The sequence below is a fragment of the Gelidimonas diazotrophica genome (assembly GCF_055694025.1).
Genome location: NZ_CM146349.1, coordinates 3,118,687 through 3,141,930 on the forward strand (window position 1 = coordinate 3,118,687; position 23,244 = coordinate 3,141,930).

The window sequence follows — 23,244 nt, forward strand, 5'->3', positions numbered from 1 at the left end:
GGCGGGTTGCACCCGCCCTACACTCCGGCATACGCCCGCTGCAGTGCTTCAATGTCGATCTTCTTCATTTGCAGCATTGCCGCCATGGCTTTTTGGGATTTTTCAGAATCGGGGTCACTGATCATCTCAGGTAAAACGCTGGGAATAACTTGCCATGAAGCGCCGTATTTGTCCTTCAGCCAGCCGCACTGCTGTGCTTTTTCGTCCCCACCCTCAGCTAGCTTCTCCCAGTAATAGTCCACTTCTTCCTGCGTTTCGCAATTGACCTGGAACGAGATGGCCTCGTTGAATTTGAATATCGGGCCGCCGTTGAGCGCGGTGAACGCCTGTCCATCAAGTTCAAATGCCACGACCATTACCGTCCCCGCCCGTTTTCCGTGGATCTCATATCCAGCCTCTCCGTACCGTCCAATGTTTGTGATCTTTGAATTTCTAAAGATAGCGGTATAAAACGCAACTGCTTCTTCGGCTTGATCATCAAACCACAAACACGGGGTGATTTTTTGAGTGACTTGCATAGTGTTTCTCCTAATATTTCTCCTGATCGGGTTTAATTTCGGCTGCGGCCCAGCACATCCGAGAAGCACTACGGCTTGAGATCAAGCGATGCCATCCCGCTCTTCCCATCGAATGGTACCGAGGCATGCTCGTGCGTGATCATCCATTTGTTGTCAATCTTGCGCAAGCAAACGGTGGCGCGCCACCACATCTCGATTTTCTCTCCATCTGTTGTTGTTCCGTTGACCCGGTTGAGGCTGTGGCAGAAAGCCACGTCATCGCCCGCCGCGATGCTGAGGTCGCGATTTTCAAAGCCGATCATGCCTTGGAACGAGGAGAACCAATCCTCCGTGCGTTTTCGACACACATCCAATCCGATTTTTTGCAGTGGGTTTACAACATCAAACAACAGGATGTCCGGCGCGTAGTTGGACATAGCCCCATTGATATCTTTAGCCCGGACTGCCTTTGCCTGATCATCCATAAGCATGCGGATCAGGGCTTCATCAATAGATGTGCTATTTGCCGTCGTCATATCTTTCTCCCCTGCTCGAAAAACGCGGCGCAGCAGCATTCCCAACTGCTTAAAGCGTCTGACTAACAGCCAAAATATTGCCTTCGCTATCTTTGAACCAGGCAGTTTTCGCGCCGCCTCCGGTGACGATGCTGTTCTCCATCTTCAGCCCTGGCATGTCGTACTCTTCGAACACCACGCCTCTATTCTTGAGCTCGGCCACCTCGGCCTCAACGTCATCAACTTGCCAGAAAGCAGTGCTTGCCTTCGAAGTACCTGCGCCCTCTGACTTGTACATAAAAAACGGTGTGCCGTTGCCACATTTGTATATGACACCCTCGGCAAACTCTTCTCCGGACTCGATCCCTAGTTCCTCCTCGTAAAATTTCCGAGCGCGTTCAAGGTTGGTAACCGGTATGTACGGTGTTATTGGTGCATTTTTCAACATAGTTATCTCTCCTTGGTGAGTAACATTTGCCAACTAGCTGGGAGAACTTTCGAGCGGCAAGAACTCCTGCCAATAGAATAATGGCGAATTGCAATAGTTTTGATCACATGGGATGCGTCTTGGCGAGAAGTGCGGTGCAGCGATGCTCCTAACCTCACTGACGCCAAAAAAACTCCGCGAACAGGTTTTACGATAATGGCGCCTGAATTTTGCAAAAACGCACAACCCCAGTTCGTATCACCCGCCACCGAAGGTATCAGCACGCCATTTCCGGCCAGCTTCATGCCATGACTTAAAGATCAACCAATACTTCAAACCCGCCATAAATCATGCGCTTTCCATCAAACGGCATGTTTTCCGGTTTCATCATGTCGGCCATACGCGGGTCCTTCATCACCTTGTCGTTTACCTCGTCGCGGTGGGCGCGCGATTCATACACGATCCAGGAGAAAATGACGGTTTCATCGGCTTCGAGGTTCACGCTTTGCGGGAACGAAGTAAGCTTGCCAGGCTTCACGTCATCGGCAATGCACTCGCGAAATTGCAGCGCGCCATGCTCACGCCAGATCGCGCCGCATTTGCTCGCAACCTCGCGGTAAGCCTCTACATTTTTTTTGGGAAGTGGCACAACGAAACCGTCGACGTAAGGCATGAAATTCTCCTTGAAGAAATACATCCGTTGAACATGCGGCGCAACTATTACGTGGCAATCACAATGTCCAGATTAGTCAAGGATAGTCAGGAAAACAAGGCGTTTATCCACCAAGCGGATGAAAGCGTTATCACCCGTTTTTGGGCAATCAGAATGAAACGTTTATGCAAATCAATAGAATTTTTCTGGAATGCAACAGCGGCTTCCGGCCAATACTGGCTGGCCAAAGGATTTACAAATTGCGCGTGAATGCGCATAAAATACTGCGGGACCTTACCGGGGCCGCAAGAGTGCCAAAATGAGATTCTCTGCGGGAAATCTACGTCAGTTATTGTCAGTTATTGTCAGTTATCAACAGGCAGAAGAGTTGGCTTGAGAAGCCGCTCCAGCCGCCAAAGGAATGCCATGAAACCATTTAGCCGGGATGCCGCCATTCCGATGGGCAAGACCGTACTCAGCCGGCGCGGATTCCTCCACGTGAGCGCGGTGGCGCTTGCCGCAGCCAGCCTGCCTGGAAGGAGCTTCGCGTCGATTCCGGCAGCTTCCGCGCCAGAGCGCAAACTGGGGTTTTACAATACGCATACGGGTGAGCAATTAAACACCGTGTATTGGGCGGATGGCGGGTACCAGCCTGCAGGGCTCAGTGAAATTTATCACTTGCTGCGAGACCACCGTTCAGGCGCTGTCAACCCCATTGATGCCCGACTACTGGATTTGCTGTGCCTGCTGTCGGCTTCGCTGGACACGAACGAGCGCTTTCATGTTATTTCCGGCTACCGGTCACCCGATACCAACGCCATGCTGTCGAAAAAAAGCAGCGGCGTGGCGAAACATAGCCTGCATATGGACGGGCTTGCCATAGATATTCGTGTGCCGGGCCGCAATCTGGCAGATATACACCGGGCCGCCATTGCCCTGAATGGCGGCGGCGTGGGCTATTACCCTGCCTCCGATTTTGTGCATATGGATGTTGGCCGCGTACGCACCTGGTGAAGCTTCAGAGCGGTGGGTTTTATTTGAAGGATGACGGCCATCCGGAATTTTGGGCTCAAGGAAACTAGCAAAACCAATAGTAATCATAGTAATACTCCAGGCGCATTTCCATTTTTCATCATCAATTGCGCCCCAGAATATGGCACTCGCCAAAAAGCTGGTATCGAATTAAAGCCCTCAACTATAAAGTTTGACCTATTCATGAAACCAATCAACACGGCAGTTCGTCCCAACCGGTGTTGCCAGTGCTTGCTGTTTGTGTTGCTTGGCTTCGTGCTGGGAAATACTGGTACAGCGTTCGCGAACAATCTTCCCGCCTGGTTCGTCGATGGACGTCCCACTTCCGATGCCATTGAGGCAGTGCAAATCCTGAAGATGGCTGATGCGGATGGCCTGAATCCAAATGACTATTCAGCGGATTCTCTGGCGCAAGCGGTGGACAAGGCTGCTCGTGCACCCATCTCGGCTGCTGAGCAAGCAACACTCTCAGGCGGACTAACGCAGGCCCTGGAACATTTCATATCGGATATTCATTATGGCCGGGTAGTTCCGCGAGATGTTCACGCATCGTTTGCAATGCCATCGAAGCAACTAAATCCTCAAGTCTATGCAAGAGAAGCTGTTGCCAGCCATACGCTCATAACTGCCACCCGTGCTGCAGCACCACAGTTGCCACTCTACGTTGGCTTGCGCCAAGCGCTGACGAAGTACCGCACGCTTGAAAACGACCCCGCTTTCCAACATCGGCTTCCCGCTATGCCAGGAAATAAAATTGCACCCGGACAGGCCTACGTTGGCACTTCCGAGTTGGCGCAGAAACTGATGGCGCTCGGGGATATGGCGGCAGATGCACAAATTCCAACACGGTACGAGGCCGCCCTGGTCGATGGCGTCAAGGCATTTCAGAGTCGTCACGGGCTAACAGCGGATGGTGTCATTGGCAGGGCCACCTTTGAGCAGATCAATACCTCCATGGCTGCGCGCGTACGCCAGATCGAGCTCACGCTCGAACGCCTGCGCTGGACGCCATTGCTGTTGGGCCCCCGGATGATCGTGGTTAATGTGCCTGAGTTCGTCCTGCGCGCGTATGAAATTAACGATGGACAGATCAGTGTGAAGGTGGCGATGAATGTCATCGTCGGCAAGGCACTTGATACCCGCACCCCACTTTTTTTTGAGGATATGCGCTACATAGAATTTAGCCCTTACTGGAACATCCCACCCTCGATTGCCAAAGCCGAAACCGTGCCGAAGCTGCGCAGTGACCCCACTTATTTCGATAAACAGGAACTGGAATTTGTGGATGGCGATGGCCGGCTTATCTCTACATTGTCCGGGACGAATCTGGATGCGGTGTTGCAGGGGAAATTGCGTATTCGTCAGCGGCCTGGGCCAAAAAATGCATTGGGCGACATCAAGTTCATTTTCCCAAATAACGACAATATTTACCTTCACCACACACCCACCCCACAACTTTTTAGACGTGATCGGCGCGATCTCAGTCATGGCTGCATCAGGGTGGAAGATCCGGTTTCCCTGGCAAGGTTTGTCTTGCAGGATCAGCCAGACTGGACCGAGGAGCGGATTCGCGATGCCATGGAAAATGGCAACTCAAAGACGATTCGTCTGAAGCAACCATTGCCGGTGGTGATTGCTTATGGCACGGCAATTGTCAAAAGCGATGGGAAGGTCTATTTCTTTCAGGACATTTACGGCCACGATAAATTGCTTGATGCTGCTTTGAGCAAGAAAAACAGTCTTACGCGCAAAGAGTCCGAAAGAGTTCAGCATCAAATGTGAGTGACCGTGTCGGGTCATGTGCCGCCCGTCACACACAGCTGCCATTCAGGAATTTCCGCTGACGGTCGGCATCGTGCCCTGAACTGCCTTTCGCAGCAGTGGAAAGCGTTCAGTCCAGCTTTCGAACGACGGCTCCATTCTTCGCAGGTCCACCATTAACCAACGGTCAACGGTCCTCCATGGGCCTTTTTTCTTGTCATTTAATGATGTTGTGCTATACATAAAATTTAACCGGGCAGTCCGAAGATGACGTACTCGCTGCGGTATTCGGATTAAATTTGGATTAAATTCGGATTAACTAAGAGGAGATCGCCATGCGTATTTCGTCTATTTTTCCAATCCTCGGTGCTGCGCTGCTTGCCTATGCACAGATAAGCCTTGCCGAGAATGCATCTGTCAAGATAACTGCCCCTGCGGACGGGACCAAGCTTGATGCCTTGACCAAGAACAAGGTTGTCTATGAAGTCATGCCCGGCGCCAAGGGCGACCATGTCCACCTTTACGTGGATACGAAGGAAGTGGCCATCCTGCGTCAACTCAAGGGCAGCTACGCACTGGCAAAGCTTACTCCCGGCCAGCACGACATCTGCGTCAAGGTCGTGGATAAGGGTCATACGCCCATCGGCGTAGAACAGTGCGTCAAGGTGACAGTCAACTAGCACATGGATCTGCAAAACCTGGCCTATGCGTCGATCCAGGTCGTTCACAATTTCGGCGCCGTCGCCGTTGTCGGGAGCGCGGCCTATGGATTATGGTCGGGGCCAGGACGGATGCGCAAACCACTGGCATGGGTAATGCTGGCGGGATGGGCCGCGCAAGCTGTCAGCGGTGGCGCTTTCGGCGTAGTCAGTTGGCTTTATTACGGACGTTTCCCGGATATTCATGGCATCGCGGTTGCCGCGCTGCTGATCAAGATGGTATGCGTCGCCGCGGGATTCATGCTCGCCGCCGCGTATCTCTATCGTGGCGTCGGGTGGAGCGAACGGGCACAGCAGGCAGCTTGGCGCGCGCTCACTACGCTGGCCGCGGCAGCGCTAACCGCCGCCGCGTTTCTGAGGTGGTTTTCCTGAACAGCGTTTCATCCTTGTAGCGAAGCGGTGTCTTTCTTCGCGTGCATATTGCAGGGCAGTCCGGGGCCGATCATGGTCGCCACTGGCTATGCCCACGCCGTCCGCGAGAACGTGCGCACCTTTGTGCCAGACAGCATTGGCCGGCCGGCGGCCGAATTGCGCCGATCAGCCGCCCGGCATGCCGGGCGGCTGATCATTCACTTGACCGGTATCATCAGGTGCTGGTACGGGGTCCCCGGCCACATCACATAGGGGGCTGACGTGTCAGGGTCAGCGCTCTTCGGATACATGTCATAAAAGCTGGCTTCGGCACCCACGATCATGACGTGCGGTCCGGTCTTGACCCAGTGATTTCCGGTGTCGGGTTGCGTCGCATAGGGATCAGTATTACTGGCGTCGGTTCCTCCCGCGAGCATGTACATGAAACCGACCATGCCGCTAGCAGGCGTCTTGTGACCCATCCACGCACCCGCCCACTCCCAGGCTGCCTTGTCCATGCACATGGGATCGGGACCCGGCGTCGCAGGATTGTCCGGCATGCAGGTGAATCCGTTCTTGCCTTCGCGCAAGGTGCGCATCTGGCCATCCGCGCCTGCGGCGACAATCGTGGCCGCAGCACTCACTTTTTTCGGCGCGGCCCGCATCGCGTTCTTGATCATTTTCTGGTCGGTGGCCGACGGTGCGGCCCCTTTTGCGCCCATTGGCGCATCGGCGGCAAATGCCGTCTGCGTGAACATGATGGCCAAGGCGGCGGCCATCGAACCTATTGCAGGGATTGGTATTGACATGGCCTTTTACTCCTTTGATATTCGTTTAAAAAATACCTGGAATGCGGATTACCATCGGCAATCTGAGGTCCGTTTTTGCTATCAAGCCAAGAAAAACATTAAAGAAAGGGACACGCCGTTTGCGGCGCATCCCGCTTGAGCGCAGGATTAGGGGGGTGTCTCACATCTCACGCCCACTTCTTCCCGAGTTCCCCAAGGCCGGCTTTTTGCAAATCATCCGGGCTCATCAGAATCCGAAATTTGCAATTGGCCTGGAAGTTGAGAAAGAAGGGTTCTGCAAAGCGGGGAACATCCGACGGATTCTGCACGTCTATCACGAAGATTGCGCCGCGTGTGCCGTCTTGCTCTGTGAAGTAGGCCATCTCCGGCTTTATTGCTTCGAGGATACGCTCAATCGTCTCACCTACTTTTCCACTTCTGACGAGGGAGTTGAAAGGCTCATGTGGGATTTCAACCGTAAGTAGCATTTTCATATCATCACTTTCTTATATTGTGGTATTCCAAGGCGCATCCGCTTAATGGACAGACGAAGGGCGCGGACAGCGATTGGAATAAAAGACAAATGGATCTTTCAGAACTTCACTGCGCCTATTTCCACTCCCACAATTTCTCGACGGTGTTGCCGTTTTCATCCACCTCGTATTCAAAGATGGCTGCAATCTGATTTAGTCCGGACAAGTGTTTCGAAGATGTCTGGTAGCAAAGCGATCCGCGCCAGCTTGCCGCCATGCCGTGTCCGGTCGGTCTGCCAACGCCGGTGCCGGTCCAGGTTGCGATCTCACCATTTTTGGTCGTGATCAGACCCTGCCCGGCACCATGGAACACACCATGTGGCGTGAGCGTGGAAATATAGGTTCCCACTTCGGTCACTTCCTGCTCAAGCAACTTGCCGGCGCCCTGAAACGACACTTCCAGCCTTGGCCCCGTACCTTCGAATGGCAATACTCTGACGCTGGTAATCTTGCCTTTTCCTTCGCCAATCATTTCACCTAACATGATGTGTCTCCTGAAGAATAAATTTGGCTTGCCCTTGGATAACAACCAGCCACGCCCGGCAATCTGGTTTGACGTGGAGTGGTGCCACGCTCCGACCACGCTGCTGGCCATAGCCGATAAGCACTAGTCAAAACCAGCACAACGGCAGACGGGTCACATCAACCAACTGAATTTCGCCGACAGTCCTGCCTGCGAAACAATGCTCCGTCAGTTGCAGACGATGTTGTTGATATTTGATAAATTCACGGCAAATAAAAGTGGTACTGGGAATTTGTGAGTGCCAATGGCATGGGAACGCCCACTACGATGAAGAGAACAGCCACCAGTCTGGCAAAGCCAGCATGTGGGCGGGGTTCTGAGTTTTTTTTTGGCCGCTCCGAGCGGCTCCTTGCAGTCCCGAACTGCCAATCAGGGTCGCTGGATCACTGTCAGAAATTGACCAAATGCGGCCATTGACACGGTCACAGGTGAGTTCGATTCGGACTGACAGCTGGGCCCGTGTCAGAATGGGAGCTGACCCCGGAGTGCGCCAGCTGCAGCGATAGCGGTCCTTCAGGTTTCGCATATGATGGACAACATCCCGCAAGAAGCGTCCAGCAGGCCCAGCCAAACCGATGGCATTGGTTGAAGCATCAGGCGCGAATGGTGGCACTGAAGGAATGGCAAAGCGAAAAGCCGGATCTGTTCGTTGGGAATGCATAGTGCCAGGTGGGTCGTGGCACTTATCCTTAAATGCGCAAAGTAGTGCCAGCAATTTAATTTTGGTATGTAAAAGAAAGAAAAATGACGATCATCGAACTACCTTTTCGGGCAACAACTGCGCAGGCATGCGACTGGCTTGCGCAGCAAACCGGTACGCCATGGGCATTGGCGCGCATGATAGAGAACGGCTTGACCCCCTACGTCTGGCTGGACTATGACGCCGACTATCCTGCGCTGTTCGGTGACGCCAACGGTGGTTACCCGGCGCCGATTTTTTTCGAAGGCGACACCCAACGACTTGCGTCCGGAAGCGAGGATGTGCTCATCACGATCACGAAAGACGCCTATAAGATAGCGACGCAACTCAAGCCCCCGGGCTTTCGAAGGGCTTTGCATGAGTTACGTTTTCTGAAGAAGGATCTGGAGCGCCTGGCAGGCAAACTCAAACGCGAGGTCGAGCCCGAACCAGTCAAAATTGCGGCGGCAAAGGAATCACAGATTGGCATTAACAAAGAGCAGGTGTTGATGGCATTTGCCAGTCTGGTAAAAATTGATTTGGAACAGGCCCTGGACGGTGGCGGCGGCATATTTGGCGATGATGGCGCAAGGGTTAAAGGCAGTGCCAAAAGGGCGAAAAACAAAACGGTGTGGAATCCGGTCACGTTGGCGCTGGGATTAAATGATCTGTACCGGGTACCGATGTCACATCTAAAAAGAGCTTTTAATGCGCATGATTTTTTGCACGCATGGGCTACGGAATGGAACCATACTCTGGCGCTACTGGGTAAATAAGCCGCCAGCGTTGTAGTCGTTCACTTCCCTTCGTGCCACAGTCGGGCGTGGCACCATCGGAGTCGGCCCCACGCCGGGGTCAGTTCCCGCCGCGCCGGGGGCACACCGAGTTCCGACATTCGGACACGAGCCCAGCTGTCAGTCCGAATTGAACTCACCTACGACCATGTCGAAGGTCAACTAACGACCCTGAGCCGTCGTTCGCTTCATCCGTAAGCTGACGGAGACTGATCCGAGTAAGCCGTGTCCCAAAAAAACGCCGTGCTGCTCGCTATAGTGGCGAATAGCACGACTTGGAAGAATCGTTCAAAGGCAAACAAGATCGTACAGGCCATGCTCCGAGCGTGACCTTACAAACCCAATCTGACGGTTTGCGGACGATCACATCTCTGCGCAGCAAGCGTACAAAACTGCAGATCGGTGGCAGCCTGACTGCAGAGTGTCTATGATCGGCAAAAGCGTTGGCTGCGACAGCGATATTGTAGTGAGATCGATTGGAAAGGCGCGCTAATTGATCTGCACAATGACCGAATTTTCCGCGACGACTGGCGGGTTCGCGTGGATATTCGAGGCATTTTTCTGAATCCAGTCGCGCGCGACTTTCAAGCTTGCATCGGTGCCGGCCTTGTCCTTGCAAACAGTCACAGACATACCGCCATCACCATTACGTAGCAGTGTGTAGCTTACGAGGCCAGACACTTTCCGGAGGGTAGCTTCGACGTCGGCCTTGTGCTCTTCTAAAACATCGAAAAGCTGCTTTGCGCCAGCACCCGAGTAGGTTCTTACAACCGCATGCATATTAATCTCCTTTGTGAGTTACCGTCCTAATGCCAATCCAGATCCGCTGATGGCCGCTATCACTTGGGTTTCAGTCCGTCCCGCCAGGAAATAGCCTCAAGTTCGACCCGGACAGCGTCCTCGACGGCAATCACAGGTCGTGCCTGGAATTCAAAAGCAGGCCAGGTCGAGCATGCCTTGTGAACGGCCAACGGATCGTCGCAATCCACCAACATGTGCCCACCCCACTCGCCCACTCGCACAACGAACAACTCGATCTTGAAATTGTCGGGCGCCTTCCATTGTGTGAAAACCTCCAGTATCCGCTTCTGGGCATTCTCGTACTCCATAGGCGATCCTTGCGCACGCTCGAACCAGCTGATCATGTACTTCATCGGAATCCTCCATTATTGAGTTGATGTCATCGGAACGGTAGTCGTTTAAACGGGCTAACGTTCGAAATCACCGAACCTGCGCGGCTTTTCGCGCAGGTTTCCCGTTGGACGTGGCTCTTGCCAGTTCATTGGTTTAGCATAGCTGGTCGCCGACAGCATTCAAGTGAAATGTAACGACCACCGACAGCTTCTGGTCGGAGGCCGCCTGTTGTCAGCAGCGGACGGAAATTTTTCCCCAGCTTAGTCAGCAATCATGCGGGAGAATTCCCCGCTATCGATCAACCGCTGTAGTTCGACTGCTCCACCCACCAACATGCCTTTGACAAACACCATCGGGAAGGTTGGCCAGCCGCTCCACATCTTGAGGCTATTACGACGCCTCCACTGGCTAAGGTAGCTGCCATACTCAAGGTACTTGTACGGCGTACCGATCGCATCCAGCAACTTGCGCGCCTTGCGGGGGAACGGATTTTGCGCCATGCCGACTACTACTACAGTGTTGCTTGCAATGGCCGCCTGCACTTCGCGAATGATTTCGGAATTATTGTTAGTGATGGCTTGGCGAATGGCAGGATGAATATGGGCTTCATCTAGAATGCTGCGAGTCATGATGGCTTTCTATGTTGTTATGGCGCTATTGCAGTGATTGGATACGGAGAACGAAAGTGTGTATTTCCAGGGCCAGATGAGCCTTGATGGGTGAAAATGAACGATCGGTTCTAGTTGCAAGCCGCCTGTTACTTTCCAGGAAACTGTGATTTGAAAGTCAGTCTACCGCCCGAAATATCGTGAGTGACCGTTAAAGAATTCCGGCAGCTTGGGTCAAAATCGCATCAGCGTCAACCGGGGTATGCGATCAGAATGTTGTTCCACCACCGTTCACACACCTACAGAAATGGGCCTTTATATGCGTCGAATACGTTTATTGCTTTTCTTGCCCCTGCTGCTGTCATTGCATAGCCAAGCGCAGGCGTCTCCAACCTGTGCCGCAACGATCAGTGAATTGAAAATTATGCTTGGCAATCAGGCGTTTCCCCTGAAATGGGAAGAGACCACCATGGAAGATGGGAAACCCCTGTTGGTGTCGATTCTTGAAAAAAAAGGAGCTCTGTTTCTGGAATTCATCAAAACCGGAGAAGGTCTTTGGGCAGAGAGCGTTGGCGTCATTTGCAAAACCGGCGCGGATCTGGAAATCCGGTTTACCGGCGAGCAGATTCGCTTGGGGCCGGCGGCCAACTGGATGTTGCGCTATGCCCTGAAAAACGGTGGAAAATTCACACTGACGAGGCTCGGGTCAGAACAGTTGCGAATAGCCACCAGCGGATGGAATGGGATTTTTTCTCCTAAAGAAAAATAAAGCTGTAACAACGCTGAAATATTTCCATGCAATGATTCCTCCATGGAAAACACAGCCCAATACGCGCATTGCCTTGCACTCAAAATCTATGTCATAGCTGCAGCGGAAATGGCAGCGGCATGACGATGCAACAAGTCCGCTCGATCTTCCTGTCTGACATACACCTGGGCACCAAGGCTTGCCAAGCCCACCACCTGCTTGAGTTCCTGAAAGAATATTCCTCAGAATATGTGTTCCTGCTCGGCGACATCGTTGACTTGTGGTCGATGAGTCGTGGCGGAGTGCATTGGTCGCTGGCACAGAATACGTTCGTACAAAAGATGCTGCGACGCGCCAGACATGGAGACAAAGTCATTTTCATTCCCGGCAATCATGACGAGGCAATCCGCGAATATGTCGGCACTGCATTCGGCAATATCATGGTGGAGCATGAATACATCCACACCGCAGCAGATGGCCGCAGGTATTTGCTGTTACATGGAGATGAATTCGATCAAGTCACGCGCCATCACAGGTGGATCGCCATTTTGGGAGACAAGTCTTACAACATATTGGTAAATCTGAATATCTATTTATCCTGGCTGCGCCGAACCCTCAGACGTCCCGGTTACTGGTCGTTGGCCGGGTATGCCAAACGCAAAGTAAAGACTGCGGTCAACTTCATTTTTAACTTTGAAGATTCCGTCATCCGCCACGCGCGTGAACAAGGTGTGGATGGTGCAATTTGCGGCCATATCCATTGGCCAATAATCAAGGAAGTGGATGGCCTGAAATACATCAATTGCGGCGACTGGGTGGACAGTTGCACCGCCATCGTTGAGCATCTGGATGGCCGCATGGAGCTCATTTTATGGAATGCAGTGCCTAGCGCAAGGTCGGCCAGTCCTGCCAGTCCCGCTCAAACTGTAATGCCAACACTTGAGAAATAAATTATGGAAAGTCCGCACAAAGGAAAAACAGGGATCAGGCGTTTATTGAATGCCTTCACATATTCGTGTGCCGGCCTGCAAGAAGCCTATCGCAATGAAGATGCTTTCCGTCAAGAGATATTGCTCGCAATCGTTTTAGTGCCACTGGCATTTTTTCTGGAGCATGACATGTTCGGTCGCGCGTTAATGATCGCTTGCGTGCTATTGCTCCTCATCGTCGAGTTGATCAATTCAGCAATCGAAGCAACGGTGGACCGCATCTCTCTCGACGACCACAGGCTCGCCAAGCGTGCAAAAGATATCGGTAGCGCGGCAGTTCTGATTAGCCTTTTCAATCTGGTTACCGTTTGGATATTGGTTTTACTGCACTAACTGAACCAGGCGTACGTGCCATCCGATTTAAATGGAACAAAGATTCATCCATCCAGCCTCGCTGAAAAAATTATGAAAATCCTGTTTATCTCCGATGTCTATTTTCCGCGCATCAACGGTGTCTCCACTTCTATAGAAACCTTTCGGCGTAACCTGCAATCGCTTGGACACACCGTCCACTTAATCGCCCCAGACTATGGGACGCCCAGTGCTGACGAAACGAATATCATGCGCGTACCTGCACGCCGTGTGCCGTTCGATCCCGAAGACAGGCTTATGCGTTACCAGTGGGTAATGCAGCATCTTGACCAATTGGCTAGCGCGCAATACGACATCATCCATATACAAACACCCTTCGTTGCGCATTACCTGGGCACCAAGTTGTCGCGTTTGCTGGGCATCCCTTGCGTAGAGACTTATCACACTTTTTTTGAAGAATATCTGCACCATTACATCCCTTTTGTACCCAAGAAGCTGATGCGCTTTGTCGCACAGCGTTTCTCTCGTCATCAGGGAAATAGTCTGGATGGCATGGTGGTGCCGTCCAATCCGATGCTGCATATATTAAAAAGCTACGGCATCTCGACGCCGACAGAAGTCATTCCGACGGGCATCGAGCCGGATAGTTTTGTGCCAGGAGACCGCGTCGCGTTCCGAAACAGCTACGATATTCCACAGGACCGGCCTGTACTGCTTTTTGTAGGGCGCGTTGCGCACGAAAAAAACATTGGGTTTTTGATCAAGACGGTTGATCAAGTCAGAAAAGAAATTTCCGACGTGCTCTTTGTGATTGCGGGCGAAGGCCCGGCGCAAGAAAGCCTGAAACTTGAAGTAAAGAAACTAGGGCTTAGCGAGAACGTCATGTTCATCGGCTACCTAGATCGCCATACCGAATTGAACAGTTGCTATCGCGCCGCAGACATTTTTGTATTTGCATCGCGAACTGAAACGCAGGGACTGGTTTTACTGGAAGCGATGGCACAAGGCATTCCAGTCGTCTCCACCGCAGAACTGGGAACCCGCGATGTACTGCAGGAAGGCTTGGGCGTATGGATTGCACGGGAAGAGTTGACTGACTTTTCTGGCAAAGTCGTCAAGATGTTAAGCGATGCTGCGCTGCGCAAAGACCTGGGAGATGCAGGCCGTGACTATGCGCAAGAATGGTCGGCCAGCAAACAAGCGCAACGGATGCTGCTGTTCTACCGCTCGGTTCTTAACCCTTCAGAATTGCGTGAAAGCAACTATATCGGTTCTGTCGCAGAACGCAAAAGCCAAAAAAATGATGATGCCTTTGACGCTAATTAGTGGAAAGTATTGGGCTCTGATTGACACTTTAGGCATTGCGCCGATTAAAACGCATACAGCTCCGGCAAGTCCATGATTGTGCGCAATGCATCTAGCGCGCTTTGCATCTCCAGCGCCAGCATCGGATCGGCCAGATCGTCTGGGGACAGCCGGTCGCGATAATGCTTTTCGACCCAAGCCACCAGACTTGCATACAGGCTCTCGGTCATGATCACGCCCTGATGCATCGCTGCCGCCTCGACAGCGGTCAGCGCCACCCGCAAGCGCAGGCAGGCTGGGCCGCCGCCGTTGCGCATACTTTGACGCAAATCGAAACTGATCAATTCATCAATCGGACCGCCGCCGGCAACCAAGCCTTGCAGATAACGCGCAACTGTCGGGTTTTCCTGGCATTCCTGCGGCACGACCAGCGCCATCCGGCCATCTTCTTTTGACAGCAACTGGCTATTGAACAAATAACTCGATACCGCGTCAGTGACCGAGACTTGCGCGCTATCTACCCGTATCGGCTGCAATTGCGCGCCGGCATCGGCCAGCGCAATGTGTAGTGCGGAAAGTGTGGCAGATTCGTCGAGGAAAGCTTGCTGGTGATAAAACAACACAGTGCCATTGCCGACCGCAATTACGTCGTTGTGGAATACGCCTTGATCGATCACTGCAGGGTTCTGCTGAACATATACGGTGCGCTGCGGTTGCAGGCCGTGCAACCGCGCCACCGCCTGGCTGGCCTCCAGCGTTTGTCGCGCCGGAAAACGTTGCGGAGCCAGCGCCGCGGGATCGAACTCGGCCCTGCCATACACGAACAGTTCTACTGCGCCAGCGCCATGCGCGGCGCACAGCCGGGTGTGGTTGGCCGCACCTTCATCGCCAAATGCCGGCGTGCCAGGCAATGCGTCATGCACAGCGAAGCGCGCACCCTCCTTGAAAATCGCGCGCAGAGTACGGGCGGTTTGGGTTTGCTCATAAGAGCGGTGCAGCTTGCTGTTCAGGTTGGCGACGGTGAAATGCACGCGGCCGTCCAGGGTGTCGGCCGATGGGCTGACCGTAGCCGCATTCGCGCTCCACATCGGCGCAGCCGAATAGGCGCAGGCCAGAATCACCGGAGCTTCTTTGGCGGCCCGCGCCAGCACATCGGCATCGCTGCCGCCGAAACCAATACTGCGCAACAGTCTGAAATCAGGCCGCAGCTGCGGCGGCAGCACAGCTTGGGCAAAGCCACGCGCCGCTAACGTACGCATCTTAGCTAAACCCTGCAACGCCGCCTGCTTCGGATTGGACGCGCTTTTGACATTATTGAACGAGGCAACATTGCCAAACGACAGACCGGCATAATTATGCGAAGGGCCGACCAAGCCGTCAAAATTGAATTCGCGTGTGGTGTGCATGATTTTTTCGGTCTGTCTGCCTGCGTAATTAGAAATTAGAAATGCAAGCCCGGCGACAGCTTTTGCGGCATTTCCAGCGTGGCATTCTCGATTGACGCTACCGGATACGCGCAATAATCTGCGGCGTAATACGCACTCGGACGATGGTTGCCGGATTTGCCGTTGCCGCCGAACGGCGCAGTACTGGCGGCACCCGTGGTCGGCCGGTTCCAGTTGACGATGCCGGCCCGGACGCTGCTTAAAAACTGTTCCCACAACGCCGCGTCGTCCGACAGCAAGCCGGCGGCCAGGCCGTATTCGGTCGCGTTTGCCGCTTCCAGCGCGGCATCAAAACTAGCCACGCGCACCACTTGCAGCAAGGGGCCGAACCATTCTTCATCCGGCACTTCTTTGGCATCGGTAACATCGACGATGCCGGGTGAAAGGAAGCCAGTGTCTTTGGCAAGCTGGCGCATTTCGAGCAGTATGCTGCCGCCACGCGCTACCAAGCCGGCTTGGGCGGCCAGTAGTTTTTCTGCGATTTTTGCCGACACGACCGGGCCCATGAACGGGGCCGGCGACGCGTCCGAGGCACCGACCGTAATCTTGCCGGCGACTTCAATCAAGCGCGCAATGAAGGCGTGGCCGCGGGCGGAATCCTCGACGATCAAACGCCGCGCACAAGTGCAACGCTGGCCGGCGCTGACGAATGCCGAAAAAATCGCGTGATGCACCGCTGCATCGAGATCCTGCACATCCCACACCACCAGCGCATTGTTGCCGCCCATTTCCAGCGCCAGCATCTTGCCCGGCTGACCAGCGAACTGGCGATGCAAAATAGCGCCAACCTGATAGCTGCCGGTAAACAGCACGCCGTCGAGTTGCGGATGTTGCGACAAAGCCTCGCCGGTGGCGCGACCGCCATTGACCAGGTTCAGCACGCTATCCGGCAAGCCGGCCTGCGTCCACAAGGCGACCGTCTTGATCGCGGTTTGCGGCGCATATTCGCTCGGTTTGAAGACGATGGCGTTGCCGGCGATCAGGGCCGGAACGATGTGGCCGTTGGGCAGATGGCCGGGGAAATTGTAAGGACCAAGAACGCCGAACACGCCGTGCGGCCGATGTCGCAATACCGCGCTGCCATCGGCCACCGCGGCTTGCGTCTGGCCGGTGCGCGACTGATAAGACTGCAGCGAAATATCGATCTTGCCGGCCATGCTGGCAACTTCGGTGCGCGCTTCCCACAGCGGCTTGCCGACTTCCAGCGCTATCAGGCCAGCTAATTCTTCCGTATTTTCTTTCAGCAGATCGCGAAAGCGCTGGCAGACTGCAATCCGCGTCGGCAGCGGGGTGCGCGACCACAGCTGGAAACCGGCGCGGGCCGACTGGCAGGCGCTATCGACATCGGCAGCACTCGCCGCCGCACCGCTCCAGAGCGTATCGCCATTGGCGGGATTGATGACAGTAAATACCGGACCTTGGCCGGCGAGCCACTGGCCGTTGATGAAATGCGCAGACATCATGAATTTTTCCTGGCGTTAAGTGTCATGGTGCGAACCGGATCGCCGACACAGCAGGCCAGCAGTTCCCGCTCGGATGTGGAGAGGGCAATACGGGCCGATGGTGATTGTGATTCCGCTGGCGAGACGATGATGCGGAAGTCGGGCAGCACGGTATTGGAAACCAGCACCGGATTAGCAACCACCTCAGTGGACTCAGCGACCTCGGTGCCGTTCTCCGCTGCCGGTTCGATGATGGCCAGCACGCTTTCGCGCAGCGCGCGCAACTCGCGCACCCTGGCCTGCAGCACCGGCCCGGCGTCGAAAATATCGACATAACCTTCGTAATACATGCCTTCTTGCTCCAGCAACCGGCGCGCCGGCGCAGTGGCGACATGCACGCGGCCGATCACTTCCTGCGCTTCTTGCGGCAGATAAGCGACATACAGCGGATAGCGTGGCATCAGTTCGGCGATGAACGATTTTTTGCCCAGGCTGGTCAAGTCATCGACATGATTGAAATCCATCTTGAAAAAATGCCGCCCCAGGCTTTCATAAAACGGCGAAGTGCCGTCCGGATGCTGAAACCCGCGCATTTCGGCGATCACCTTGGCATTGAACAAATGCGGGAATTGGGCGATGAACAGCAGCCGGCTTTTCGACAGCAGCTTGCCGTTGGTGCCGCCGCGATAATCCGGATGCAGGAACAGCGAGCACAGTTCGGTGGCGCCGGTCAGGTCATTCGACAGGTACAGCGTTTCCATCTTCGAAAAGACGCCCAGTTCCCGGCTCGAATGCACCAGCGTGCCAATCCGGTAATTGTAGAACGGCTCTTCCAGCCCGACCGCGCTCTTGATCGCGCAAATGCCGGCCAGCCGGCCAGTGCGCGTATCCTCCATCACGAACACGTAATCGCGCTGGGTCGGTGCGATCTGCTCGGCAAACGAGGCGCAGGCGATTTCCAACCGCTGCCCCAGCATCTTGCGGTCCGGCTTCAACGTCGTCATGCCGCTCCCGACCTGGCCGGCCAGCTCCAGCATCCCTTCCAGATCGGATTCATTAACAGCGCGTACAACTAACATTTCCGACCTCACAATCTGACACATAAAACGGATTCGCCAACAGTCAGCTTCAGGCTTTGCAGCACCTGCGGCGGCAGCCGAAGGTTGGCGGCATGTTCCAGCGGCGCGCAATCGAACAGGGTGGCGCGAAAATCATTTTCTCTGGCGGTAGCCAGCAGATACGTGACGCTCGCCGCGCCGGCCAAAGCGTCGTCCGCGTCATCCGGCGCATACGCTGCCACCGGACGCACAAACGATGCCGAAAACGAGCGCAACGCGTGCTTGTGCGCCTGCATGATCGGCCCACCGTCGAAGATGTCGATGTATTCGTCCGGCTCGAAACCTTCTTCGGTCAGGAGCCGGAATGGCAGCTCGCCCTCCGGATGGATTTGCCCCATCACCGCTTGCGCATCGCCCGGCAGTAGCGGCACATACACCGGGTAATGCGGCATCAGTTCGACGATCAGGGTGCGATTGCGGGCGCCTTCAATCAAGCGTTCTGCTTCCAGAAAATCCATTTGAAAAAACTTGCGTCCCAGCGCTTCCCAGAACGGCGACTGCGCATGGCTGTCGGTAATCCCGGCCAGCGACACGAAGAAGCTGTCGCCGAAACGCTGCGGCAAAATCGCAGCGAACAGCAGCCGCGCCCGCGACAACAGCGCCGCCTCCTGGCTACAGTTGCCCCAGCCGCGCACGAAAAAACCCGACAGCTGCGAATGGCTGGTCAACTCGGAACACAGCGTCAGTGCATGCACGCTATGGCTGATGTTGAGGTCGCGCGAGACTTGCTGCATGACGTCGTTGCGGAACGCGAAATAGGTGCCGTTGGAGCCGGCGGTGGCGGAAATCGCAGCGGTGCCGGCGATCGACTGGTCCAGCGTCGATTCCAGTACGAACATGTACGATTCTTCGCTCGGTATCACCACCGGCGTCGCAAAGGATGCAATGGAGCGCTCGACCGCACGCGTGATCGCTGCCCGCGTTCTGGGCAACGTGTGCACGCCGGGCGAAGCGACTGTCGCCAACGACTCAAGCGCTGCAATATCGGAAATTTCTACCGGCCGCACAATGTACATAGGCTGCTCCAATCTGATCAAAGACGACGTGTTGTTATAGATGTCATAGTGCCGCCACGGAAACCGCCAGAAACTCTTCGAGCGCACGACGCAGCAGCAGGTCTGCTTCATCGATTTGTGCATCCGACACGATCAGCGCCGGCAGCAGCCGCACCACATCGGGACCGGCAATCAGCAGCATCAATCCTTCCGCTTCGGTCGCTCTGGTGATGTCCTTGGCGCGTCCGCGGTATTGCTCGGTCAGCACCATGCCGAGCATCAGGCCGCTGCCGCGCACTAGTGAAAATACTTGAGGATAATCGCCGACGATTGCTTGCAGCATCGCGTTCAGCTTGACTGCTGCTTGCCGGACCCGCGCCAGAAATTCCGGCGCCTGGATAATTTCCAGCACCTTCAGCGCTACCGCCGCTGCTATTGGATTGCCGCCATACGTGGTGCCGTGCGTGCCGACGGAAAACGACGCTGCGATCGCTTCGGTGGTCAGCATCGCGCCGATCGGGTAACCGTTACCGAGCGCCTTGGCCGAGGTCAGGATATCGGGCGTGACGCCATAGCCCATGTAGGCAAACAGCGTGCCGGTGCGGCCCATGCCGGTTTGCACTTCATCGAAAATCAGCAGCGCGTTGTGCTGGTCGCACAAGGTACGCAGCGCTTGCAGATATTCCTTGCTGGCCGGCACCACGCCGCCCTCGCCCTGCACCGGTTCGACCACCAGCGCGCAGACATCGTTGCCCATCGCAGCGCGCGCCGCTTCGATGTCATTGAATGGAATGTGCGTCAGTTGCTGCGGCAGCGGCCCGAAGCCTTCGGTATATTTGGGCTGGCCGCCGACCGACACCGTAAACAAGGTGCGACCGTGGAAAGAATTGGCACAAGAGATGATGCGCGACTTGGCCGCTCCGAACTTGTTGCTCGCATACTTGCGCGCCAGCTTGAATGCGGCTTCATTCGCTTCCGCACCGGAGTTGCAGAAAAATACGCGCTCGGCGAAAGTCGCCTGTGTCAGCGCGGTAGCCAGGCGCAGTACTGGTTCATTGGTAAAACCGTTGCTGAGATGCCATAGCGTTTTGGCTTGCGTGCACAAGGCTTCCACCACGGCGGGATGCGCATGGCCCAGGCTGGTGACTGCGATCCCGGCGGTGAAATCGAGATAGCGCTTGCCATCCTGATCCCACACTTCCAGGCCGGCGCCGCGCACCGGCACCACCGCGCTGGGCGCATAGGTCGGCACAATTACGGCATCGAAAGTTTTCCTGGTAACGGTTATGGGCGTGGGCATTGTGGTTGCCGCGCCGGACTGCATGCTGGTCGATTCATTCATATTCACTTTGACTCCCAAATCATCCTGAAGAGGTTGTCATTGTAAAAAAACCGGCGCTAAAACTCTTTTGAAACTGCGACAGGAAATATCATAATCCTGTGTTGGGCGGCGCAATATTCGCGCCCGGGTGCGCTGCTACAGCGAAGCGCAGAGATTTGTAGATGCTCTGTTCAAAATCGGGCCTTTTCACGTTGAAACAACAGCAGCGTAGGTGCGAATTTATTCGCACTTTTAATGATTCCATGCGAGCTGATGCGAATAAATTCGCACCTACAAGCAAATGGCATCCGAATGCAGGCACGGAGACCGGCATTACTGCTGCGATCAAAAATCATGCTTTTTTCAGGAAGCAGGTTTTCAGCACCAGCTCTTTGACCAATACATAACGTTGTATTTTTATATACCGCAACATATATATGCGGAAACAGCGGCATTTATCTGCATACTCCAAGTTTTTATGATTTCAATGGGCGCGGCAGAACGCTGCGGCCAGGCACCAGCTTGCGTTGCCGTTCTTCACGCGGAGTGATGCCGAACAGCGCACCGTAGGCGGTAGAAAAATGCGAACCGGAGGAAAAGCCGCACATCAGGCCGATCTGGACGATTGAATGGTGCGACTCCCGCAACAGCTGGCGCGAGCGTTGCAGCCGCAACTCCAGGTAATAGCGAGAAGGCATCGCGTCCAGATATTGCTTGAACAGGCGCTCCAACTGGCGGCGCGAAATGCCGACCAGGTTGGCGATGTCGTCGGTGGCCAGCGGCTCCTCGATATTGCTTTCCATCAGCGCCACCGCTTCCGACAATTTCGGCTGCAATACGCCGAAACGCGCCTGCAGCGCTTGGCGCTGGCGCTCGGCTGCACCGCGGATGCGGTCCACGCACAGCGCTTCCTGAATCTGCGCTTGCAATTGGGCATCGAACAGCGCGCCGATCAGGCACAGTGCGAAATCCATGCTGGCGGCACCGCCGCAACAACTCAGCCGATTGCCGTCGATCTCGAATAAATTCGGCGTCAGAATGGCGCGCTCGGCGACCTCGCCGGCGTCTGCATACAGCGCCCACGGCAACGCGGTGCGCGCCGCTTCCATTGCGCCGCTGCGCGCCAGCCACAACACCGCCGCTCCAACCGCGCCCCAGAACGGCGCGCGCTGACAGCGCTCCAGCAAGATGCGGCCCTGATCCTTATTCAACTTGCCCAGCGCATCGTCGGATACCAGCAGGCAGAGTTGCGCCGCAGGCCAAGCGGGCGTTTGCAGCGGAGGTTTTAGTACGGATTCCAGCGCCAGCAATTCAAGCTGCAAACGCGCCGGTCCCAGCGCTTTGGCCGCCATCTGCAGCGGCTGCAACAGCCCTGCCAGCGTGAGCGAGACTTCGCCGTCGGGGCAAATCAGCAAGATGCGCAACGGGACTTGGTTTAGTGCGGAGAGAGAAACAAATGACATCGAAACAGAATACCCTTTTTCAGCGCGCACCTACAAGCAGGCAACGCAGACCGGGATTGCAAATACCGCATTCGCTGCTACCATGCCGGGATGATGACTCAAGCTACTTATTTGTCGGCGCTCAGGCGCCTGGGCCGCAAAGTGCTGGCGTGGCTCGGCAGCTGGTGGCAGATCGTGCTGTTTGGCGTGCTGGTATTGACGCTGGCGCTGTCGCCATCGACCTACAGCCGTGCCGGCCGCAACGCCATCGCGCGCGAGATCGTGCGTGCGACGATGCCGAATCTGATGTGGTTTACCGTGCTGGCGGCCCTGATCAGCGTGGTGCTGATCCGGATTGTGGTTGTCACTGCTCTCAGCTACGGCTTGTCGCGTTTTGCCATCGAGATGGTGGTCAGGGTGCTGGTGCTCGAACTGATTCCGCTCACGGCCGCCATGTTCGTGGCGCTGCGTTGCACCCTGCCAGACAGCGCAGAAATCACCTTGATGCGTGCGCAGGGCGTCTTGGACGCCTTGCGGCGCAAGGGGATAGACCCGATCCGGCAGGAATTTTTGCCGCGTGTGCTGGCTGGCGTATTTTCGGTGTGGATGCTGGGCGCGGTCAGTTGCCTGCTTACGCTGGTGCTGGCATATCTGGCAATCTATGGCTTCACGCCGTGGGCGCTGGAAGGCTACACGCGGGTGGTCGGCCAGGTATTCAACCCGGCCGTGACCTTGATCCTGGTGCTGAAGATTTTCTTTTTCAGCCTGGCCGTGTCGTTTATCCCGATGGCTTCGGCGTATTACGATGACGTCGCCACAGTTCGCCGCCACCGCACCGACCTTGCCAGCGGATTAGCCGGCATGGTGCGCCTGTTTGCCGTTGTGCTAGTGATTGAAGTGGCCTCGTTGATGGGCAATTATTATTAATTGATGGTGTGGACAGTGCATGCAAGACATGAAAAGCATCGTCCACGAAAGACACGAAAAGCACGAAAGAATGCATAAACCCTCCTTTCAACTGCAATAGAGAAGTTTTTTCGTGTCTTTCGTGCTTTTCGTGCTTTTCGTGCTTTTCGTGGACAGTAGTATCAGTTTTTTTAAAACGATTACCCCA

28 protein-coding genes are annotated in these 23,244 nt (G+C 55.0%); 11 read left to right on the plus strand and 17 right to left on the minus strand.

Translation table 11 applies throughout. The features are described from left to right. Positions 1-17: 17 nt before the first annotated feature. The 4 genes from KGFNPO_RS14455 to KGFNPO_RS14470 form a co-directional block, all read right to left on the minus strand. Positions 18-518, minus strand: coding sequence for a VOC family protein (locus tag KGFNPO_RS14455; RefSeq protein WP_472631930.1), 501 nt, complete (start codon positions 516-518; stop codon positions 18-20). 68 nt (positions 519-586) lie between these two features. Further along, positions 587-1,072: a YybH family protein gene (locus KGFNPO_RS14460; protein WP_472631931.1), complete on the minus strand. Its 486-nt coding sequence runs from the start codon at positions 1,070-1,072 to the stop codon at positions 587-589. A gap of 10 nt (positions 1,073-1,082) precedes the next feature. Next, on the minus strand, positions 1,083-1,460 hold the full coding sequence (locus tag KGFNPO_RS14465; protein WP_472631932.1) for a VOC family protein: 378 nt from the start codon (positions 1,458-1,460) through the stop codon (positions 1,083-1,085). A gap of 292 nt (positions 1,461-1,752) precedes the next feature. Next, positions 1,753-2,112, minus strand: a complete 360-nt coding sequence (locus tag KGFNPO_RS14470) for a DUF1428 domain-containing protein (RefSeq protein WP_472631933.1) — start codon at positions 2,110-2,112, stop codon at positions 1,753-1,755. A gap of 63 nt (positions 2,113-2,175) precedes the next feature. On the opposite strand from KGFNPO_RS14470, the gene KGFNPO_RS14475 reads away from it, so the two are divergent. The 5 genes from KGFNPO_RS14475 (at position 2,176) to KGFNPO_RS14495 (ending at position 5,975) form a co-directional block, all read left to right on the plus strand. Further along, entirely contained in the window at positions 2,176-2,361 is a 186-nt protein-coding gene (locus KGFNPO_RS14475) for a hypothetical protein (RefSeq protein WP_472631934.1), read from the plus strand. A 156-nt stretch (positions 2,362-2,517) separates the two neighbouring features. Then, entirely contained in the window at positions 2,518-3,105 is a 588-nt protein-coding gene (gene mepK / locus KGFNPO_RS14480; RefSeq protein WP_472631935.1) for a peptidoglycan L,D-endopeptidase MepK, read from the plus strand. Between the two features lie 201 nt (positions 3,106-3,306). Next, positions 3,307-4,905, plus strand: a complete 1,599-nt coding sequence (locus tag KGFNPO_RS14485) for a L,D-transpeptidase family protein (RefSeq protein ID WP_472631936.1) — start codon at positions 3,307-3,309, stop codon at positions 4,903-4,905. Between the two features lie 314 nt (positions 4,906-5,219). Then, the gene (locus KGFNPO_RS14490) at positions 5,220-5,564 is read left to right on the plus strand and encodes a hypothetical protein (protein WP_472631937.1); all 345 of its coding nucleotides are present in this window, start codon (positions 5,220-5,222) and stop codon (positions 5,562-5,564) included. Between the two features lie 3 nt (positions 5,565-5,567). After that, the gene (locus KGFNPO_RS14495) at positions 5,568-5,975 is read left to right on the plus strand and encodes a hypothetical protein (protein WP_472631938.1); all 408 of its coding nucleotides are present in this window, start codon (positions 5,568-5,570) and stop codon (positions 5,973-5,975) included. Positions 5,976-6,172: 197 nt separating this feature from the next. Here the strand turns inward: KGFNPO_RS14495 and KGFNPO_RS14500 are convergent, their stop codons facing one another. The 3 genes from KGFNPO_RS14500 to KGFNPO_RS14510 all read right to left on the minus strand — a co-directional run bounded on the left by KGFNPO_RS14500 (position 6,173) and on the right by KGFNPO_RS14510 (position 7,759). Next, on the minus strand, positions 6,173-6,763 hold the full coding sequence (locus KGFNPO_RS14500; protein WP_472631939.1) for a hypothetical protein: 591 nt from the start codon (positions 6,761-6,763) through the stop codon (positions 6,173-6,175). 167 nt (positions 6,764-6,930) lie between these two features. Beyond that, positions 6,931-7,236, minus strand: a complete 306-nt coding sequence (locus KGFNPO_RS14505; RefSeq protein ID WP_472631940.1) for a panthothenate synthetase — start codon at positions 7,234-7,236, stop codon at positions 6,931-6,933. Between the two features lie 115 nt (positions 7,237-7,351). Next, complete coding sequence (locus tag KGFNPO_RS14510) at positions 7,352-7,759, minus strand: hypothetical protein (protein WP_472631941.1); 408 nt, start codon at positions 7,757-7,759, stop codon at positions 7,352-7,354. Between the two features lie 783 nt (positions 7,760-8,542). Here KGFNPO_RS14510 and KGFNPO_RS14515 point away from each other — a divergent pair. Beyond that, positions 8,543-9,253, plus strand: a complete 711-nt coding sequence (locus tag KGFNPO_RS14515; RefSeq protein ID WP_472631942.1) for a hypothetical protein — start codon at positions 8,543-8,545, stop codon at positions 9,251-9,253. Between the two features lie 507 nt (positions 9,254-9,760). Here KGFNPO_RS14515 and KGFNPO_RS14520 read toward each other — a convergent pair. From KGFNPO_RS14520 to KGFNPO_RS14530, 3 genes are all read right to left on the minus strand, one after another. Beyond that, positions 9,761-10,051, minus strand: coding sequence for a hypothetical protein (locus KGFNPO_RS14520; protein WP_472631943.1), 291 nt, complete (start codon positions 10,049-10,051; stop codon positions 9,761-9,763). Positions 10,052-10,110: 59 nt separating this feature from the next. Then, positions 10,111-10,425 (minus strand): DUF3303 domain-containing protein, encoded by a 315-nt coding sequence (locus KGFNPO_RS14525; protein WP_472631944.1) that lies wholly within the window; start codon positions 10,423-10,425, stop codon positions 10,111-10,113. A 240-nt stretch (positions 10,426-10,665) separates the two neighbouring features. Then, entirely contained in the window at positions 10,666-11,034 is a 369-nt protein-coding gene (locus tag KGFNPO_RS14530) for a glutaredoxin domain-containing protein (RefSeq protein WP_472631945.1), read from the minus strand. A 208-nt stretch (positions 11,035-11,242) separates the two neighbouring features. On the opposite strand from KGFNPO_RS14530, the gene KGFNPO_RS14535 reads away from it, so the two are divergent. The 4 genes from KGFNPO_RS14535 to KGFNPO_RS14550 all read left to right on the plus strand — a co-directional run bounded on the left by KGFNPO_RS14535 (position 11,243) and on the right by KGFNPO_RS14550 (position 14,388). Then, positions 11,243-11,782, plus strand: a complete 540-nt coding sequence (locus KGFNPO_RS14535) for a hypothetical protein (RefSeq protein ID WP_472631946.1) — start codon at positions 11,243-11,245, stop codon at positions 11,780-11,782. A 119-nt stretch (positions 11,783-11,901) separates the two neighbouring features. Continuing rightward, positions 11,902-12,711 carry a UDP-2,3-diacylglucosamine diphosphatase gene (locus KGFNPO_RS14540; RefSeq protein ID WP_472631947.1) on the plus strand — a complete coding sequence of 270 codons (810 nt, stop codon included), beginning with the start codon at positions 11,902-11,904 and terminating at the stop codon, positions 12,709-12,711. A gap of 3 nt (positions 12,712-12,714) precedes the next feature. Further along, positions 12,715-13,083, plus strand: a complete 369-nt coding sequence (locus KGFNPO_RS14545; RefSeq protein ID WP_472631948.1) for a diacylglycerol kinase — start codon at positions 12,715-12,717, stop codon at positions 13,081-13,083. Positions 13,084-13,155: 72 nt separating this feature from the next. Then, positions 13,156-14,388, plus strand: coding sequence for a glycosyltransferase (locus KGFNPO_RS14550; RefSeq protein ID WP_472631949.1), 1,233 nt, complete (start codon positions 13,156-13,158; stop codon positions 14,386-14,388). Between the two features lie 44 nt (positions 14,389-14,432). Here the strand turns inward: KGFNPO_RS14550 and astB are convergent, their stop codons facing one another. The 7 genes from astB to KGFNPO_RS14585 all read right to left on the minus strand — a co-directional run bounded on the left by astB (position 14,433) and on the right by KGFNPO_RS14585 (position 22,151). Further along, the gene (gene astB, locus KGFNPO_RS14555; protein WP_472631950.1) at positions 14,433-15,773 is read right to left on the minus strand and encodes an N-succinylarginine dihydrolase; all 1,341 of its coding nucleotides are present in this window, start codon (positions 15,771-15,773) and stop codon (positions 14,433-14,435) included. Positions 15,774-15,808: 35 nt separating this feature from the next. Then, positions 15,809-17,275 (minus strand): succinylglutamate-semialdehyde dehydrogenase, encoded by a 1,467-nt coding sequence (astD, locus tag KGFNPO_RS14560; RefSeq protein ID WP_472631951.1) that lies wholly within the window; start codon positions 17,273-17,275, stop codon positions 15,809-15,811. Further along, positions 17,272-18,333: an arginine N-succinyltransferase gene (gene astA, locus KGFNPO_RS14565; RefSeq protein ID WP_472631952.1), complete on the minus strand. Its 1,062-nt coding sequence runs from the start codon at positions 18,331-18,333 to the stop codon at positions 17,272-17,274. Before astA ends, astD begins: the two co-directional genes overlap by 4 nt. A gap of 8 nt (positions 18,334-18,341) precedes the next feature. Continuing rightward, entirely contained in the window at positions 18,342-19,388 is a 1,047-nt protein-coding gene (locus KGFNPO_RS14570) for an arginine N-succinyltransferase (RefSeq protein WP_472631953.1), read from the minus strand. Between the two features lie 43 nt (positions 19,389-19,431). Then, entirely contained in the window at positions 19,432-20,709 is a 1,278-nt protein-coding gene (locus KGFNPO_RS14575; RefSeq protein WP_472634496.1) for an acetylornithine/succinyldiaminopimelate transaminase, read from the minus strand. 170 nt (positions 20,710-20,879) lie between these two features. After that, positions 20,880-21,143, minus strand: a complete 264-nt coding sequence (locus KGFNPO_RS14580) for a hypothetical protein (RefSeq protein ID WP_472631954.1) — start codon at positions 21,141-21,143, stop codon at positions 20,880-20,882. Positions 21,144-21,164: 21 nt separating this feature from the next. Then, positions 21,165-22,151 carry a GlxA family transcriptional regulator gene (locus KGFNPO_RS14585; protein ID WP_472631955.1) on the minus strand — a complete coding sequence of 329 codons (987 nt, stop codon included), beginning with the start codon at positions 22,149-22,151 and terminating at the stop codon, positions 21,165-21,167. A 90-nt stretch (positions 22,152-22,241) separates the two neighbouring features. On the opposite strand from KGFNPO_RS14585, the gene KGFNPO_RS14590 reads away from it, so the two are divergent. Further along, positions 22,242-23,057, plus strand: a complete 816-nt coding sequence (locus KGFNPO_RS14590) for an MlaE family ABC transporter permease (protein WP_472631956.1) — start codon at positions 22,242-22,244, stop codon at positions 23,055-23,057. Positions 23,058-23,244: the final 187 nt, after the last annotated feature.